We start from the raw sequence: 16,249 nt of genomic DNA, 5'->3' as shown, positions 1-16,249 counted from the left end.
CGGGTTACTCAGCCGCCTTGGCGTCGACCCAGTAACCCGGCTGATAGGCGACCGGCAGGAATTTTTCGTGGAATTCCTTGAAGGTGGCATCCGGATCGAGATCGGCAAAGAGGTTCGGGTGGAACCACTTCGCCAGCTGCTGGACGGCGACGAACTGGTAGGGGCTGGTATAAAATTGGTGCCAGATCGCATGGACATTGCCGCCGGCGACCGCCTTGGAGCCGGTGAAGGCCGGGTTTTCCATCAGCGTGTTCAGCGCCTTGCGGCTGTCGCCGAAGGTGGAAGCGGCGTTCGGGCCGACATTGACAAAGTCCTTGGCATTCTTGGTCTGGCTCCAGTTGGAGCCGGTGACGACGACGACATCGGGATTGGAGGCGACGACCTGCTCGGCATTGATCGAGCCGGTATAACCGGGCAGGAAATCGGAGCCGAGATTGTGGCCGCCGGCCCAATCGACCATCAGGCCGAAATTATCGGGACCGAAGGTACCGCAGCACTCGACCAAGCCCGCGGCGCGATACATGAACACGTTCGGCTTCGGCGGATTGGCCGCTTTCAGCCTGTCGGTGACGCGTGCCATCTGCTCTTTCCAGAAGCTGGCGACGGCTTCGGCGCGGTCCTCATGGCCGAAGAGCTGGCCGAGGATCTTCAGGCTCGGTTCGGTGTTGGCGAGGATGTGCTCGCGAAAATCGATATAGACGATCTTGACGCCGATGCCGGCGAGTATCTCTTCGAGTTTCACCTCGTCCGCTGCCGTCTTGTTGCCGATCGGGAGCAGCAGCACATCCGGATGAAGCTTGACCACCGTCTCGGTCTGCAGCGTGCCGTCGGTGAGATTGCCGAGGAAGGGCAGGTCCTTGCCTTTGGGGAATTTTTCGACATAGGCGTTGAAGCCGTCCTTGTCGGTGGTCCAGAGGTCGTTGCGCCAGCCGACGATCTTGGCAAAGGGATCTTCCTTCTCGATCGGCGCGACGGCGTAGAGCATGCGGCCTTCGCCGAGGATCACCCGCTCGACCGGCTTGTCGAAGCTGACTTCGCGGCCAGCGACATCCTTGATGGTGAAGGACTGCGCCCAGGCCGATAGCGGCATCAGGCCGGCAATCGCAGCTGCGGAGACTGCGAGCATTTTCACGAAATTCATCTGGAAATTCCCCTGACGTCTGAATAATGTCCGCAGCCATAAGAAATATGACTTTGTGAATCAAGTTATATGTTTTAGAGCATTTCCAAACTGATGCACTGCCGGGGCACTCAAGGTGAATTCGATGAATACAAACTACTCGATCCGCGATGAAATCCGCGATTTCTGGTCGGAAAGGGCTGAAACCTTCGACCAGAGCGTCGGCCATGAAATCTTTTCGGAAGGGGAGCGGAAGGGCTGGCAGCGGCTGATCCGAAAACATCTCGGCGACGGGCAGGGGCGGGCAGCGCTCGATCTTGCCTGCGGCACCGCTGTCATTTCGCATCTGATGCATGATGTCGGCTTTGCGGTCACCGGGCTCGACTGGTCGGATGCGATGCTGGCGCAGGCACGCGCCAAGGCGAAGAAGCGCGGCACCGATATCCGCTTCGTTTCCGGCGACGCCGAAAACACGATGGAGCCACGGGGTAGCTACGACGTCATCACCAACCGGCATCTCATCTGGACGCTGGTGGACCCGGCGTCGGCCTTCGCAGAATGGTTCGCGGTGCTGAAGCCGGGCGGCAAGGTGCTGATCGTCGACGGCAACATGGGTCGGGAAACCTGGGTCAAGGGCCTGCAGAAGCTCTGGACGAAAATCTCCGGCAGGCCTGCGGCAAGCCACATGTCGCCGGAAATGATGGCGCGGCATCAGAAGATCCGCTCACGCGTGCATTTTTCCCATGAAATGCCGGCGGAAGCGGTGGTCGATCTTCTGCGCAAGGCCGGCTTCGTCGATATCGTCGTCGATCGCAAGCTTGGCGACATTCATTGGGCGCAGGCGCGCAAGATGCCGTTTCTGCGCGGGCTTGAGCGTATGGTGCAGGAGCGGTTTGCGATTTGTGCGCGTAAGCCTGGGTGATGTGATCTCCCTTCTCCCCGGCGGAGAGAAGGTGGCCCGCAGGGTCGGATGAGGGGGGCGCACGGCATGCCGTTCATATTGCCCTTCGCTTCCGCTCAGTGCATTCGCGGCTTTGCCGCTCACCCCCTCATCTGCCTGCCGGCATCTTCTCCCCGCTGGGGAGAAGGGACATGCCGCACCGTATCCCGGCCCTTCGCATGGCTCAGGGCGTTCGGCCCTGCGATCGATTCACTGGATCGATCGCTCCCCGCTTCGCGGGAACCGGGCCTCACCCCCCCGTAACACTCATATGCCTGGCTACCGCCGGACGATTGTGCGTGCGGTCGATGATGAAGTCGTGGCCTTTGGGCTTGCGGGTGATGGCCTCGTCGATGGCGGTGCAGAGGAGGGCGTCGTCTTTGCTGGCGCGCAGGGCCGAACGAAGATCGGCGGCGTCGTTCTGGCCGAGGCACATATAGAGCGTGCCGGTGCAGGTGAGGCGGACGCGGTTGCAGCTCTCGCAGAAATTATGGGTCATCGGGGTGATGAAGCCGAGGCGGCCGCCGGTTTCGGCGACCCTGACGTAACGCGCCGGGCCGCCGGTCTGGTAGTCGATGTCGGTCAGGGTGAACTGGTCTTCGAGATCGGCACGCAGTTTGGAGAGCGGCAGGTATTGGTCGGTCCGGTCTTCTTCGATTTCGCCCATCGGCATGGTTTCGATGACGGTCAGGTCCATGCCGCGGCCATGGGCGAAACGCAGGAGATCGGGCATCTCGGCGTCGTTGAAATCCTTCAGCGCCACGGCGTTGAGCTTGATCTTCAACCCGGCTTTCTCCGCCGCATCGACGCCTTCCATGACCTTGTCGAAATCGCCCCAGCGGGTGATCTTGCGGAATTTGTCGGGGTTGAGCGTGTCGAGTGAGACGTTGATGCGGCGCACGCCGCAATCATAAAGCTCTTCGGCATGGCGGGCCAGCTGCGATCCGTTGGTCGTCAGCGTCAGCTCGTCGAGGCCGGAGCCGATCTTCTCACCGAGCTGGCGGACCAGATACATGATGTTCTTGCGCACCAGCGGCTCGCCGCCGGTCAGCCTGATCTTCGTCACGCCCTTGTCGATGAAGGCGGAACAGAGCCGGTCGAGCTCCTCCAGCGTCAACAGGTCCTTCTTCGGAAGGAAGGTCATATTTTCCGACATGCAATAGGTGCAGCGGAAATCGCAGCGGTCGGTGACGGAGACGCGGAGATAGGTGACCGCCCGCCCGAAGGGGTCGATCATCGGATGTGCATCCGCCACCAGCGGCGATGCGTTGCCTATCGTTCCTACTCTCGTATTCACCAATTCCTCCGCAACGGGATCTGAAGCACGCCAGACGGGATGCCTGCCTGTTTTCAAGCGATATCTTTCTATTTGTGCATATGTGATTGCGCCGTCAAGGGAAACGGATTTCGCACACGTTAATTTGCTCTTGCCTCGAAAAAGGCGAACGCCTACTTCTCCAGGGGAAAGAGGGTGATAGAGATGAGCGATATCTGGCCGAGCGAACTCCGCGTTTCGAAAGATCGTCAGAGGCTGGCGATAACCTTCGACGACGGCCAGAGTTTCGACCTGTCGGCAGAGCTGTTGCGCGTGCTGTCGCCGTCTGCCGAGGTGCAGGGCCACGGGCCGGGGCAAAAGGTGACGGTGCCGGGCAAGCGCAATGTCGCGATCATCTCGATGATGCCGACCGGCAATTACGCCGTCCGGATCGGTTTCGACGACATGCATGACACTGGCATCTACACCTGGACCTATCTGCGCGAGCTCGGCCAACGAGGTGCTGAGCTGTTTTCGGCCTATGAGGACGAGCTCAGGGAAAAGGGCTTGGACCGCGATACGGCGCAAAAGCCGCGCTGAAATAATGGGTATCGGGGGATACATGGCGAAGACGAACGGAAGGAACTGGCTGCGCGCCAAGGGCAGCGCCAGCGGCAGCAAGGTGACCTTCCTCGAACTGTTCTTCGATCTGGTCTTCGTCTTTTCGATCTCGCAGCTTTCGCATGCGCTCGCCGCCCATTATACGCCGCTCGGTGCCGCCGAGGCGGCGCTGATGACCTTTGCCGTCTGGTGGGTGTGGATATTCACCGCCTGGGTGACCAACTGGCTCGACCCCGACAAGACGCCGGTGCGCGGCATGCTGGTGGCGCTGATGATGCTCGGGCTGCTGCTGTCAGCTTCTATCCCCGAGGCCTTCGGCGACAAGGGGCTGCTGTTCGCCGGTGCCTATGTGGCGATGCAGGTCGGGCGCTCGCTGTTTACCACCTATGCGATGACACGCGTCGACCGCGCCAATACGCTGAATTTCATCCGCATCACCACCTGGCTCGTGGTCGCCGCCGTCTTCTGGATTGCCGGCGGGCTGCTCGATCACGAGGCGCGGCTGATCGTCTGGGTGATCGCGCTGGCAATCGAATATGCCGGTCCGGCCGCGGGCTTTGCCGTGCCTGGCCTCGGCCGCTCGACGGCGGGCGACTGGGACGTTTCCGGCGCCCATATGGCCGAGCGCTGCGCGCTCTTCGTCATAATCTGCCTCGGCGAAGCAATCCTGGTTTCCGGCCGCACCTTTTCCGAGCTGCCGTTTTCGGGATTGACCGGCATCGTCTTCGTCACCGGTTTCATCGGCACCGTCACCATGTGGTGGCTTTATTTCCGCTTCGGCCACGGGCGCGCCGCCCACCGCATCGAGCATGAGGCGACGCCGGGGGCCTTGGCGCGGCTCGCCTTCACCTATGGGCATATCCCGATCCTGGCCGGCATCATCGTCCATGCGGTGGCAGTCGAATTCATGTTCTCGCATCCGCACGAGACCGGCGATCTCGGCATCACTGCGGCGGTGCTCGGCGGCTCCGGCCTGTTCCTGATCGGCAATCTCTGGTTCAAGGGGGCCACCAGCGGGCAGCTGCCGCTGTCGCATCTGGCCGGCCTGGTGTTGCTGATCCTGCTGGCCTTCGCTGCACCCTTCATCGAGATCTATCTGATGGGCATTCTGGCGACGCTGGTGCTGATTATCGTCGCCGCCTGGGAATACCGCTCGCTGACCGGCACGGCGGCAGCGCCGACGCTGCATTGACCATCAATCCTCGTCGCTGAGATCGCTGAGAAGCACGGTGATGATGCGCTCCATCGAGGTGGTGGTCGCCATGCATTGCTCGATCGGCTCTTGCGAAAGCGAGCGTTCGATCAGATCGGTCTGGATCACCATCGCCGCCTCGGTCAACGTGCGGCCCTCCGGTGTGAGATAGAGGCGCAGCACGCGTTTGTCGCGCGCATCGCCGCGTCGTTCGATCAAGCCGCGCTTTTCCATCTGTGGCAGGAGCATGCTCATGTTGGAGCGGCCGACCAGCAGCTTGCGGGCCAGCTCCTGCTGCGAGATGGCTTCGAAACGATAGAGATTGACCAGGATGTCGAGGTGCGGCGGCTTGATGTCGAGATTGGCCAGCGAGCGGGTCAGCGATTGCTGCATCAGCTGGCAGGCGCGCGCCACCGCGATCCAGCTGCGAAAACGCGGATGATCCCAGGGAAGGGATTGATTTTTGTTCATCGTTGTACTTTATTGTTCAGTGTTGAACAGTCTTTTGGATTCTCACTATGGCAAATTTTGCGCGCAAGGTCACCCGCCTCGGGTTCTCCCTGCTACAGGCGGTTTCGCCGGATCTGGCGGGCAGGGCGGCGTTCCTGCTGTTCTGCAGGACGCCGTCGCCGCGGCCGAAGGGAGCAAAAGCCAAGGCGGCGCATGCGGCGGGCGCGGCCCGGCTTGACGGCGCCGAACGTTTCACCCTCAGACTTGCCGGCGGGGCGAAAACGCATGCCTATCGGCTGAACGGCGGGGCGAGAGGAAGACGCAAGCGCTATCTGGTGACGCATGGCTGGGGCTCGAGCACCGAATACATGGCCGAGCTCGTTTCGATGCTTTCGGCAACGGGCGCGGAGGTGGTGGCCCTCGATTTTCCCGGCCACGGACGTGCCAGCCGGCGCTTCCTGCACATGGGGCTTGCGGTCAAGGCGATTGCCGCGATCGAGGCACGCTTCGGCGCCTTCGATGCGGTCATCGGCCATTCCTTCGGCGGCGCGGCGCTGGTGGTATCGGTGGCGGGTCTGCTGCCCGATGTCGCTCCTGTCACGGCTGAGCGGCTGGTGCTGATCGGTGCGCCAAGCGAAATGGCCTGGCTGTTTACCGATTTCGGCCGGATGATCGGCCTTCGCCCGGCCGCGCAAGCGGCGCTGGAGAATGAGGTTCGTCACGTCACCGGACGGAGACTTGAGGATTTCGATGCTGGCGATGCGGCGAGTGCGATCGGCCGGCCGGTGCTCGTCATCCATGCCGAGGACGACAAGGAAGTGCCGCCAGCCCATGCCAAGCGCTATCAGGCAGCCGGCGAGGGCGTCCGGCTGTTCTGGGCGAACGGTTTCGGGCACCGGCGCATCCTCGCCGCCGCTCCGGTTCTTGCCGCAATCGCTGCGTTTCTCGGAGCTGTCCAAGGCGAGGAGGACATGGCCGACGAAGGCATCAAAAACGCTGCTGAGATCATTCCGTTTTTTGAGCTTCCGGTAAAGCGCGCGGCATTGTAGCGTCCGTCCCGATATCAAGCCGCGGCGGGACGCCTCATGAAAATCATCAGCAGCATCGATGAGCTCAACACGATCTACGGCGCCGGGCTTTCGCAGGCCTCGGTCGACAAGGTGACGAAGCGGTTGACGCCGCTCTATCGGCAGATGATCGCGCTTTCGCCGTTCGCAGCGCTTGCCACCGTCGGGCCCGAAGGGCTCGACTGTTCGCCGCGCGGCGATCTCGGCGGCGTGGTGCGCGTCGTCGACGACGAGACGCTGCATCTGCCGGACTGGCGCGGCAACAACCGCGTCGACTCGCTCTCCAATATCGTGCGCGATCCCCGGCTGGCGCTGATGTTCCTGATCCCCGGCTCGAACACGACGATGCGCATCAACGGCCGCGGCGTCGTCTCGGATGACGAGGCAGTGCTTTCGAGCTTCGAGATGGACGGCATACATCCCCGCACCGTCGTGGTGATTTCGATCGACGAGGTCTATTTCCAATGCGCCCGCGCCGTGATGCGGGCCGAACTCTGGAATGGCCAACATTTCGCCGATCCGGCGGGCCTGCCGACACCCGGCCAGATGCTGAAGGCCGCGGTCGGTGATTTCGACCAGGAAACCTACGACCGGGAATGGCCGGGACGCGCGGCGAAGACGATGTGGTAAAACCGCCGTCACCTGTGGGGTGACAGCGTGCCAGTGGCGCGGACTTGCCGTCAGCTCTTGTAGATCAGCCAGCTCTTGGTGAAATCCTTCTGCATGCCGTCCTGATAGAGGATGGTGCAGTTGCGGCCGGCATTCTTGGCGCCGTAAAGGGCGATGTCGGTCTTGCTGTAGAGTTCGCCGGCATCTTCGGCGCTGGAGGCCATGCAGATGCCGATCGAGACGGTGATCGGGCCGTAATTGACCCGCGTGCGGGAATTCTTGAACGGGGTGGTTTCCAGCGTGCGGCGGATGCGCTCGGCGATCGCCGTGATCCCTTCGGGCGTGTTGCCGTCGATGATCAGCGCGAACTCCTCGCCGCCGGCGCGGGCAACAAAGACATCACGCCGGACATTGCTGCGGATGACGGAGGCGACGGTGGCGAGAATCTTGTCGCCGACGGGATGGCCGTAGGTGTCGTTGATCTTCTTGAAGTTGTCGATATCGGCCAGCAGCAGGGCCGTCACCGGCCGCATGCCGGGATTGTTGAAGACGGCGGCGAGGCGCTCGTCGAAGGCGCGGCGGTTGGAAAGGCGCGTCAACGAATCGGTGTTGGCGATGCGTTTATATTCATCGAGTTCCTTGCGGACCTGATCCATCTCCTGCGAGCGCTGGACGACGTCGCCGACGGTGCGTTCGCCGTGCGCCATGGTGTCGCCGGTCGCCTGGCTCAAAAGTTCGATGGCGTTTTCGATCAGTTCGACGCTGGCATTGCTTTTGGAGGTGATGCGCTTATGGGTCTCGCCGAGTAGCCTTGTATAGCTTTCCAGCGAGTTTTGCTCCTGTCTCAGAACCCGCAGCAGTCCATCGAGTTCGCCTGAAATGCGGGTATGGGCGTCGTCGAAGACGCGGGCCGGGCTGCTGGTGAAATACTGCGCGCCTAGCTCGTCGAGCTCGGCCTGCGTCGCCTGGCCGCCGAGGGCTGCAAGGTCCCGGGTGAGCGCGGGGTTGGAGCCGATATAGGCTTCGTAGAAGAGTTCGTAGTTGCGCGGTATTGGCGCAACGCCCATCGAGCGCATGGCATAGGTGATCTGGCCCGCTACGTCGGGAACCTGCACCTTGGGCGCGACAGCCGTGTTCATCCGGCGAACTCCTCATATATTCGAAGGCAATAATCTATTTGGTAGCTTAAATTTCTTGGGAAAAGATTAAAGCGATATATACCAAAGATTACATACGATAAGTCCATGACTGGCCAATACTTCAAGTAGCCCCATGATTCTCAAAGAAAATATCTAGCTTTGGTGAGAAAGCGGATGCTCGCTAGACGGGAGCGATATCTGAAAAACTTGCAGTTCTTCTCTGCATTTCGCACGTATTCATCATATCGATAGTTGTTCGGCAGCCCGGTATTTCATTGGAAATGGGTTGGAATGATATTTCCAAGGCTGTTTGCTGGCGGCGGACTTTGCCGCAGCCCGCACATTCAAGAACGGGACGGGCCCCGATGGCTGCCCGTCCCGCATCCGAGAGCGTCACCCCAGGTTCAATTCCTGGAAGAAGTCATTGCCCTTGTCGTCGATGACGATGAAGGCCGGAAAGTCTTCGACTTCGATCTTCCAGACCGCTTCCATGCCGAGTTCGGGATATTCGTAGACTTCGACCTTGCGGATGCAGTCCTGAGCAAGACGGGCGGCGGGGCCGCCGATCGATCCGAGATAAAAGCCGCCATGTTTCTTGCAGGCCTCGCGCACGGCGCGCGAGCGGTTGCCCTTGGCAAGCATCACCATCGATCCGCCGAAGGACTGGAACTGGTCGACGTAACTGTCCATGCGCCCGGCCGTCGTCGGGCCGAAGGAGCCGGAGGCGTAACCGACAGGCGTCTTGGCCGGGCCGGCATAATAGACCGGGTGGTTTTTCAGGTATTCGGGCATGCCTTCGCCTTTCTCCAGCCGCTCGCGGATCTTGGCATGGGCAAGGTCGCGGGCGACAATGATCGTGCCCGACAGCGACAGGCGCGCCTTGACGGGATGCCTGGAGAGTTCGGCCAGCACTTCCGCCATCGGCCGGTTGAGATCGATACGGACGGTCGATTCCGACAGTTTCGCTTCGTCGATCTCGGGCATGTATTTCGACGGATCGGTTTCGAGCTGCTCGACGAAGATGCCGTCGCGGGTGATGCGGCCCTTGGCCTGACGGTCGGCGGAACAGGAGACGCCGAGGCCGATCGGCAGCGAGGCGCCGTGGCGGGGCAGGCGGATGACACGCACGTCATGACAGAAATACTTGCCGCCGAACTGGGCGCCGACACCCATCTGCTGCGTCAGTCGGTGGATTTCCTTTTCCATCTCGAGATCGCGGAAGGCGTGGCCGCTCTCGGAGCCTTCGGTCGGCAGCTCGTCGAGATAGCGGGTCGAGGCGAGCTTGACGGTTTTCAGGTTCATCTCGGCCGAAGTGCCGCCGATGACGATGGCCAGATGGTAAGGCGGACAGGCTGCCGTCCCTAACGTCAGGATCTTCTCCTTGAGGAAGTCGATCATCCGGTCGTGCGTCAAGAGCGAGGGTGTGCCCTGGTAGAGGAAGGTCTTGTTGGCCGAGCCGCCGCCCTTGGCGACGAAGAGGAATTCGTAGGCGTCGGTGCCTTCCTCGTAGATGTCGATCTGTGCCGGCAGGTTGTTCTTGGTGTTCTTCTCCTCGAACATCTTGACCGGCGCGAGCTGCGAATAACGCAGGTTCTTCTTCTCATAGGCATCCATGACGCCGCGGGCGAGTGCCGCGATATCCCCGCCCTCGGTCCAGACCCTGCGGCCCTTCTTGCCCATGATGATTGCCGTGCCGGTATCCTGGCACATCGGCAGCACGCCGCCGGCGGCAATATTGGCGTTCTTCAAAAGGTCGTAGGCGACGAAGCGGTCATTGTCGGTCGCCTCGGGGTCATCGAGGATCGAGGCGAGCTGCTTCAGGTGGCCGGGGCGCAACAGATGGTTGATATCGGCGAAGGCGGTTTCGGCAAGCAGGCGGATGGCTTCCGGCTCGACGGTCAATATTTCCTGGCCCTTAAAGCTGTCGACCGAGACATGGTCGCCGCTGATCTTGCGGTAGGGGGTGGTATCCTTGCCGAGCGGGAAGAGATCGTCAGCCATCGAAGTGACCTTTCTGGTGGGCGTGGGTCGCTAAATTGGAACCGGTCTAAATCCGCGGCGCTGCAAATGCAATCTGGATAGGCGAGCCGGGAAATCCGCATTCGACGGGAAAGACGACTTCAGGTTGCCTTTCGCCGGAGGCCGGTTCATATTCCCGCGACGTTAACTTGCGGGGGCTTCCGATGACGAACGCAAAACCGACTGCTAACGACGATCTTCTCATTTTCTTCGAGCACGACTGGATCAGAGGGGATTTGCTGTCCAATGACAGCGATCCCGAGGGATCGACCACCTATCTTCGCTCTTTCGACGGTGTCAGGGTCGATGCGAAACAGGGACTGACACAGGAAACGATCATCAAAGGCGATTATGGGACCTTCACCGTGCGGCCCGATGGTCACTTCACCTACGAGCTGGATTACTCGCTCGACGTGGTGAAGAACTTGCGGGCGCACGACCAGTTGATCGAAGAGATCCGCTACAAGATCTCCGATGGCGTGGGGGGAACGGATGTCGGGGTTCTGACGCTGGCGATCGACGGCGTCAATGAAGAGGACAAGTATCATGAAGTCCTGGATTTCGACGACCTGGGTGTCACATCGCGCGCGGATGACTTTTCTCTGCCGAATTACCGGGGCTTCGCGCTTTCCGTGAACGGCAGTCACGACCTGACGCTCCTGAACGGTATTGTCTATGACACGGTGCCGGGCGTCGACGCCATCACCGAGGACGGTTTCAGCGATACGGTTCTATCGCCGGGTTCGGCGCCGGTGACCCTGAAAATGGTCGATGGCGGCGACTTCACCTTTCAGGGCGTTTCGATTGCCGAATTGTCGGCCTCGCCCTTTCATCTGACGCTGACGGCGATGAACGACGGCCAGATCGTCTATCAGCAGGAACTTGAGGTCGCCGATCCCGATCTTCTGGTCGAGATTGAAGACATCGATGAAATCAGTTTCGATTTCATGGGCAATTCGGTCGTGATGGACAATTTTTCGCTGTTGGTCTGATCGCAACCGATCGCCTTCTCCGCCGCAAGCGGGGGAGAAGGCTGAAGCTTCATGGCGTTACTACTTTGGGCCGATCATTGTTTCAGGGCGGACGATCGTATCGTAGTCTTTTGCCGAGACCAGGCCGCTGGCGAGGGCTTCTTCCTTCAGCGTCGTGCCATTTTTGTGGGCGGTCTTGGCGATCTTGGCGGCTGCGTCGTAACCGATCTTCGGGGCAAGCGCGGTCACCAGCATCAGCGAGCGTTCGAGGCCGGCCTTGATGTTGTCCTCGCGCGCCTCGATGCCGACGACACAATTGTCGGTGAACGAGATGGCGGCATCCGCCAGCAGCTGCGCCGATTGCAGGAAGTTATAGGCCATCATCGGATTGTAGACATTGAGCTCGAAATGACCCTGGCTGTCGGCAAAGGTCAGCGCGGCGTGATTGCCGAAGATGTGGATGCAGACCTGCGTCAGCGCCTCGCACTGGGTCGGGTTGACCTTGCCGGGCATGATCGAGGAGCCTGGCTCGTTTTCCGGCAGCGCCAGTTCGCCGAGACCGGCGCGCGGGCCGGAGCCGAGCAGGCGGATATCGTTGGCGATCTTGAAGAGGGCGGCAGCGGCCGCATTGATGGCGCCATGGGAAAAGACCATGCCGTCATGCGAGGCGAGCGCCTCGAACTTGTTCGGCGCGGTGACGAAGGGCATGGCTGTTATGGCGGCGATCTCTTCGGCGACCTTTTCGGCGAAGCCCACCGGCGCATTGAGGCCGGTACCGACGGCCGTCCCACCCTGGGCGAGTTCGCAGAGGCCGGGCAGTGTCATTTCGATACGCTTGATGGCGGAGCCGACCTGGGCGGCATAACCCGAAAATTCCTGGCCGAGCGTCAGCGGCGTCGCATCCTGGGTGTGGGTGCGGCCGATCTTGATGATGTGGCTGAATTCGGTGACCTTCATGTCGAGGGCGGCATGGAGGTGCTTCAGGGACGGCAGCAGGTGATGGGCGATCCGTTCGGCGCAGGCGATGTGCATCGCCGTCGGGTAGGTGTCGTTCGACGACTGGCTCATATTGACGTGATCGTTCGGATGCACCGGCTTCTTGGAACCCATGACGCCGCCGAGCATTTCTATAGCACGATTGGAGATCACTTCATTGGCATTCATGTTGGACTGCGTGCCTGAACCGGTCTGCCAGACGACCAGCGGAAAATGGTCGTCGAGTTTGCCCTCGACCACTTCCTGGGCGGCATCGACGATGGCCTGTCCGAGGCCAGGATCAAGCTGGCCGAGCGACATGTTGGCGCGGGCCGCCGCCTGCTTGACGATGCCGAGCGCACGCACGATCGACAGCGGCTGCTTTTCCCAGCCGATCTTGAAATTGCCGAGCGAACGCTCGGCCTGGGCGCCCCAATATCGGTCGGCGGCAACGTCGATGGGCCCAAAAGTATCGGTTTCGGTACGGGTTGCGGTCATCAGCCTTGCCTTCCCTTTAAATGCTGTTTTCGGTCGTCTTCGAAAGATCAGGTCTTATAGGTGGGAACGTTCGACAAGAAAACCGGACGCCATGCGAAATATTGAAGTCGGAAGTCATGTTTGCGAGGCTTGTGCGGCGTGCCTTTTAGGCCACTTTCGAAATTTTATGCGTCTGGGCGTTTTCGCCACATTGGTCTGGCGGCAAAAATTGGGTAAAAAATTAACTAATAATTTCATAATTTTGTGTGAACTTCTGCGCGGCGCCGTGCAGGATCTCCGTCACACAAAATTGAGTCCGCCGGCGCTGGCGGCGCAGGCCGGTTTCTGATCAATGAGGCCTTACGCTGCATGAGTTTCGCGGGATAAGATATTGAGCCTTGCGCTCGTGACAAGAACAGCATGACACCGGGACTGGAAGATATATGACGTTCGTTTTGAAAAGCGCGGCATCCGCATTGGCAATTTCCTGCGGCGTAGCGGTTATGAATGCCGCACCTGCGCATGCTTATACATTGATGGAGATGCTGCGCGGCGACAGGCAGCGGAACCAGAGCACCATCTTCATGGATCAGGCGCCGGGCCGTCCGGTGCCGCGCGGCGCCGTCGGCGGCTCGCTCGGCGGGCTTGATCCGGAAGCGCCGTTGCCGAAGGTGAGCGGCCCGCGTTACTACACCTATAAAACCGAAACGCTGCAGTTGGTCGATACCGGCAAGTTTGCCGATCCTGTCGTCACCGGCGCGGTCGCCGATGTATCGGCGAGCGGCGATGCCAGCGCCGAACCCGCCGTGCAGCGCCGTTTCCTGGCGCAGGCCAAGGTGCGTGCCAATGCCGACGTCGCAAAGGCGCTCGAAGCCTATTATGGCGATAGCCGCAACCCGCTCGTCTGGGTCGATGGCAATCAGATCAACGATGGTGCCAAGTCGGCGATGCTGGTGCTTGCCGATGCGGCCTCCGTCGGCCTCGACCCGGCAGATTACGCCATCCAGACGCCTGATATCGACCCGGCCAATCCCGATCCAGCCTTCCGCGATCGGGCGCTGACGCAATTCGAGCTCGAACTCTCCGCCAAGGTGCTGGCCTTCGTGCAGGACACCGCGCGCGGTCGCATCGATCCGAACAAGATCTCCGGCTATCACGACTTCCAGCGCAAGGTGGTCAATCTGGCGCCGGTGCTGAAGCTTGCCCGCATGAGCCCCGATGTCGGCGCTTACATCGCCAACCGCTCACCCGATAGTCCACAGTTCCAGGCGTTGAAGGCGGAACTCGCCAAGCTTCGCGCAGCCGACGGCGGCAATGAGGAGCGAATCGTCGTTTCGCTCGATACGCTGCTGAAGCCCGGCGAAAGCTCGCCCGAGATCGCCAATATCGTCAAGGCGATCGGCAAGCACGGTTCCGAAACGCTGAGGACCGATCACGCGGCAACGCTTGCTGCTTACGCAGGCAGCAGCGACTATTCGCCTGAGATCGTCTCGCTGGTCGAGGATTTCCAGAAGGAGCGCGGACTGAAGGCCGATGGCGTCATCGGCCAGGCTACGGTGCGCGCCATGACCGGCGGCGATAGCAATGCCTCGAAGATCGACAAGCTCGTCGTCGCCATGGAACAGGCGCGCTGGCTGCCCGAAGATCTCGGTTCCCGTTACGTGATGATCAACCAGCCGGCCTTCATGGTCTATTACCACAATGGCGGCAAGGAACAGCTGTCGATGCGCGTTGTGGTCGGCGGCAAGAACAACCAGACCTATTTCTTCGACGACGAGATCGAGACGGTGGAGTTCAACCCTTTCTGGGGCGTGCCGCAGTCGATCATCATCAACGAGATGTTGCCGAAGCTGCGCTCGGATCCGAACTATCTCGACCAGCTCGGTTATGAGGTTGAGGTGAACGGCCACGCGGTCGCCTCGTCGAGCGTCGACTGGTACGGCTCGACCGACAACGTCTCGGTGCGCCAGCCGCCAAGCAGTGACAATGCGCTCGGCGAACTGAAGATCCTGTTCCCGAACAGCCACGCGATCTATATGCACGACACGCCGTCGAAGAGCTTCTTCAAGCGCGACATGCGGGCGCTGAGCCACGGTTGCGTGCGCCTTGCCGATCCGCGTGCGATGGCAGCTGCAGTGCTCGGAACGACGGTCGACGACGTTGCCAAGCAGATCGCCACGGGGCAGAACCATGCGGTCAAGGTGCCGCAGAGGATTCCCGTTTACGTGTCCTATTTCACAGCCTGGCCGAACAAGGACGGCGTGGTGGAATATTTCGACGACGTTTATGGCCGCGACGGCTATGTCGACAAGGCATTCGACGCGACGACCAAGGCGCGTGGGGCGCAGATCTGACGCTGATTTTATTAGATTACGGAGCGGGCGGTCTTTGGGCCGCCCGTTTTGTTTTTGTGCGGGATTCGAACGCCTTCGTTCTGGGCTTAGTCCAAGGTAGGAAATACGAAGGAGAGGGCGGCTCACACGGTACGCCGGCAAAGGAAGGATCAGAACTGGGCGAGAGCCTCAGACGGCGACCTTCGCTGCAAACTCCCGCAACAGCCTCTCCACCAGTTCCGGGGTCAGCTCATCGTAATGGGTGATGATCACATCCGGATCGAGGCTTGAGACTGGCACGTCGGAATAACCAAAGGGCACGGCGATCGACGGGACGCCGGCATTCCTGGCGACGGCGATGTCGTTGATGCTGTCGCCGATCATCACGGTGCGGGACCGGTCGCCGCCGGCGCGTTCGATGGTGCCGGTGAGGTGGCGGGCGTCGGGCTTGCGCACGTCGAAGGTGTCGCCGCCGGTGATGGCGGCGAAATAGCTGGCGAGATCGAGCTTGTCCAGCAGGCCGAGCGCCAGGCTTTCCATCTTGTTGGTGCAGACGGCGAGGCGGTAACCCTGTGATTTTAGCCGATCCATCGCGGCGACCAGGCCGGGATAGGGCTCGGTGCGGCCGGGCATGTTGCCGGCATAATGGGCGATGAAACGCTCGACCAGGGGCGGCAGGGCTTCCTGAGTAAGCAGATGGCCGCGCAGCCGGCAGGCGCGTTCGATCATCACGCGGGCGCCGTGGCCGACGAGATGGGTGAGGTCGTCATAGCTGACCGGTTCGAGGCTAAGGGCCGCAATCGTATGGTTCAGGCTCTCGACCAAGTCCGTATGGGTGTCGAGAAGGGTGCCATCGAGATCGAAGACGACGAGCGCCGGGCGGACGGAGGAGGGGATCAAGGGCTTGCCTCTTTAAGCGATGGATCGTCCTTTGAGGTGACGAGCCGCCTCCGCGAACGACAGATCGCCTCTGGGAATGACGGATCGTCCCCTGGGGACGAGGGATCGCCCCTGAGGACGATGGATCGCCTCTGAGGTAGGCGATCATGCCGCGGAAAGCAACGGCCTGAAGATCGCCGGG

At 61.0% G+C, this 16,249-nt stretch carries 15 protein-coding genes; 8 read left to right on the top strand and 7 right to left on the bottom strand.

The features are described from left to right. Positions 1-4 precede the first annotated feature (4 nt). Entirely contained in the window at positions 5-1,141 is a 1,137-nt protein-coding gene (locus HJB84_RS24305; RefSeq protein WP_221117136.1) for an ABC transporter substrate-binding protein, read from the bottom strand. A gap of 124 nt (positions 1,142-1,265) precedes the next feature. Here HJB84_RS24305 and HJB84_RS24300 point away from each other — a divergent pair, with 124 nt between their 5' ends. Further along, a complete protein-coding gene (locus HJB84_RS24300; protein WP_221117135.1) occupies positions 1,266-2,042 on the top strand; it encodes a class I SAM-dependent methyltransferase in 777 nt (258 codons plus the stop codon). Between the two features lie 268 nt (positions 2,043-2,310). Here the strand turns inward: HJB84_RS24300 and moaA are convergent, their stop codons facing one another. Next, positions 2,311-3,357, bottom strand: coding sequence for a GTP 3',8-cyclase MoaA (gene moaA, locus HJB84_RS24295; RefSeq protein WP_221117134.1), 1,047 nt, complete (start codon positions 3,355-3,357; stop codon positions 2,311-2,313). 183 nt (positions 3,358-3,540) lie between these two features. On the opposite strand from moaA, the gene HJB84_RS24290 reads away from it, so the two are divergent. Further along, entirely contained in the window at positions 3,541-3,915 is a 375-nt protein-coding gene (locus HJB84_RS24290; RefSeq protein WP_221117133.1) for a gamma-butyrobetaine hydroxylase-like domain-containing protein, read from the top strand. Between the two features lie 22 nt (positions 3,916-3,937). After that, positions 3,938-5,128, top strand: coding sequence for a low temperature requirement protein A (locus tag HJB84_RS24285; RefSeq protein ID WP_221117132.1), 1,191 nt, complete (start codon positions 3,938-3,940; stop codon positions 5,126-5,128). 3 nt (positions 5,129-5,131) lie between these two features. On the opposite strand, the gene HJB84_RS24280 is transcribed toward HJB84_RS24285, so the two are convergent. Continuing rightward, a complete protein-coding gene (locus HJB84_RS24280; protein WP_221117131.1) occupies positions 5,132-5,599 on the bottom strand; it encodes a MarR family winged helix-turn-helix transcriptional regulator in 468 nt (155 codons plus the stop codon). A gap of 47 nt (positions 5,600-5,646) precedes the next feature. On the opposite strand from HJB84_RS24280, the gene HJB84_RS24275 reads away from it, so the two are divergent. After that, entirely contained in the window at positions 5,647-6,627 is a 981-nt protein-coding gene (locus HJB84_RS24275) for an alpha/beta hydrolase (protein ID WP_207580706.1), read from the top strand. Positions 6,628-6,663: 36 nt separating this feature from the next. Then, on the top strand, positions 6,664-7,275 hold the full coding sequence (locus HJB84_RS24270) for a pyridoxamine 5'-phosphate oxidase family protein (RefSeq protein ID WP_207580705.1): 612 nt from the start codon (positions 6,664-6,666) through the stop codon (positions 7,273-7,275). Between the two features lie 50 nt (positions 7,276-7,325). Here HJB84_RS24270 and HJB84_RS24265 read toward each other — a convergent pair whose 3' ends face one another. Together HJB84_RS24265 and HJB84_RS24260 are read right to left on the bottom strand one after the other, a co-directional pair. After that, complete coding sequence (locus tag HJB84_RS24265) at positions 7,326-8,393, bottom strand: GGDEF domain-containing protein (RefSeq protein WP_221117130.1); 1,068 nt, start codon at positions 8,391-8,393, stop codon at positions 7,326-7,328. 393 nt (positions 8,394-8,786) lie between these two features. Continuing rightward, entirely contained in the window at positions 8,787-10,394 is a 1,608-nt protein-coding gene (locus HJB84_RS24260; RefSeq protein WP_221117129.1) for a fumarate hydratase, read from the bottom strand. A gap of 182 nt (positions 10,395-10,576) precedes the next feature. Here HJB84_RS24260 and HJB84_RS24255 point away from each other — a divergent pair, with 182 nt between their 5' ends. Then, positions 10,577-11,404 (top strand): Ig-like domain-containing protein, encoded by an 828-nt coding sequence (locus tag HJB84_RS24255; protein ID WP_221117128.1) that lies wholly within the window; start codon positions 10,577-10,579, stop codon positions 11,402-11,404. A gap of 60 nt (positions 11,405-11,464) precedes the next feature. Here HJB84_RS24255 and fumC read toward each other — a convergent pair whose 3' ends face one another. Further along, entirely contained in the window at positions 11,465-12,856 is a 1,392-nt protein-coding gene (gene fumC, locus HJB84_RS24250) for a class II fumarate hydratase (RefSeq protein ID WP_221117127.1), read from the bottom strand. Positions 12,857-12,947: 91 nt separating this feature from the next. Here fumC and HJB84_RS24245 point away from each other — a divergent pair, with 91 nt between their 5' ends. Further along, positions 12,948-13,184, top strand: a complete 237-nt coding sequence (locus HJB84_RS24245; protein ID WP_207584404.1) for a hypothetical protein — start codon at positions 12,948-12,950, stop codon at positions 13,182-13,184. Between the two features lie 94 nt (positions 13,185-13,278). Then, complete coding sequence (locus tag HJB84_RS24240; protein ID WP_207580701.1) at positions 13,279-15,189, top strand: murein L,D-transpeptidase; 1,911 nt, start codon at positions 13,279-13,281, stop codon at positions 15,187-15,189. Between the two features lie 168 nt (positions 15,190-15,357). On the opposite strand, the gene HJB84_RS24235 is transcribed toward HJB84_RS24240, so the two are convergent. Next, positions 15,358-16,068 carry an HAD family hydrolase gene (locus tag HJB84_RS24235; protein WP_221117126.1) on the bottom strand — a complete coding sequence of 237 codons (711 nt, stop codon included), beginning with the start codon at positions 16,066-16,068 and terminating at the stop codon, positions 15,358-15,360. Between the last annotated feature and the right edge of the window lie 181 nt (positions 16,069-16,249).

This window comes from Rhizobium sp. NZLR1b (assembly GCF_019685155.1).
In the GTDB taxonomy this organism is placed as follows: domain Bacteria; phylum Pseudomonadota; class Alphaproteobacteria; order Rhizobiales; family Rhizobiaceae; genus Rhizobium.
Note: the sequence above shows the minus strand (reverse complement) of the source record. Positions and strands in the feature narration are given on the sequence as shown.

Bases quoted from the DNA above. Each gene is read 5' to 3' on its own strand.
- HJB84_RS24305 (WP_221117136.1), bottom strand. From the start codon at position 1,141: ATGAATTTCGTGAAAATGCTCGCAGTCTCCGCAGCTGCGATTGCCGGC.
- HJB84_RS24300 (WP_221117135.1), top strand. From the start codon at position 1,266: ATGAATACAAACTACTCGATCCGCGATGAAATCCGCGATTTCTGGTCG.
- HJB84_RS24290 (WP_221117133.1), top strand. From the start codon at position 3,541: ATGAGCGATATCTGGCCGAGCGAACTCCGCGTTTCGAAAGATCGTCAG.
- HJB84_RS24285 (WP_221117132.1), top strand. From the start codon at position 3,938: ATGGCGAAGACGAACGGAAGGAACTGGCTGCGCGCCAAGGGCAGCGCC.
- HJB84_RS24280 (WP_221117131.1), bottom strand. From the start codon at position 5,599: ATGAACAAAAATCAATCCCTTCCCTGGGATCATCCGCGTTTTCGCAGC.
- HJB84_RS24275 (WP_207580706.1), top strand. From the start codon at position 5,647: ATGGCAAATTTTGCGCGCAAGGTCACCCGCCTCGGGTTCTCCCTGCTA.
- HJB84_RS24270 (WP_207580705.1), top strand. From the start codon at position 6,664: ATGAAAATCATCAGCAGCATCGATGAGCTCAACACGATCTACGGCGCC.
- HJB84_RS24265 (WP_221117130.1), bottom strand. From the start codon at position 8,393: ATGAACACGGCTGTCGCGCCCAAGGTGCAGGTTCCCGACGTAGCGGGC.
- HJB84_RS24260 (WP_221117129.1), bottom strand. From the start codon at position 10,394: ATGGCTGACGATCTCTTCCCGCTCGGCAAGGATACCACCCCCTACCGC.
- HJB84_RS24255 (WP_221117128.1), top strand. From the start codon at position 10,577: ATGACGAACGCAAAACCGACTGCTAACGACGATCTTCTCATTTTCTTC.
- fumC (WP_221117127.1), bottom strand. From the start codon at position 12,856: ATGACCGCAACCCGTACCGAAACCGATACTTTTGGGCCCATCGACGTT.
- HJB84_RS24245 (WP_207584404.1), top strand. From the start codon at position 12,948: ATGCGAAATATTGAAGTCGGAAGTCATGTTTGCGAGGCTTGTGCGGCG.
- HJB84_RS24240 (WP_207580701.1), top strand. From the start codon at position 13,279: ATGACGTTCGTTTTGAAAAGCGCGGCATCCGCATTGGCAATTTCCTGC.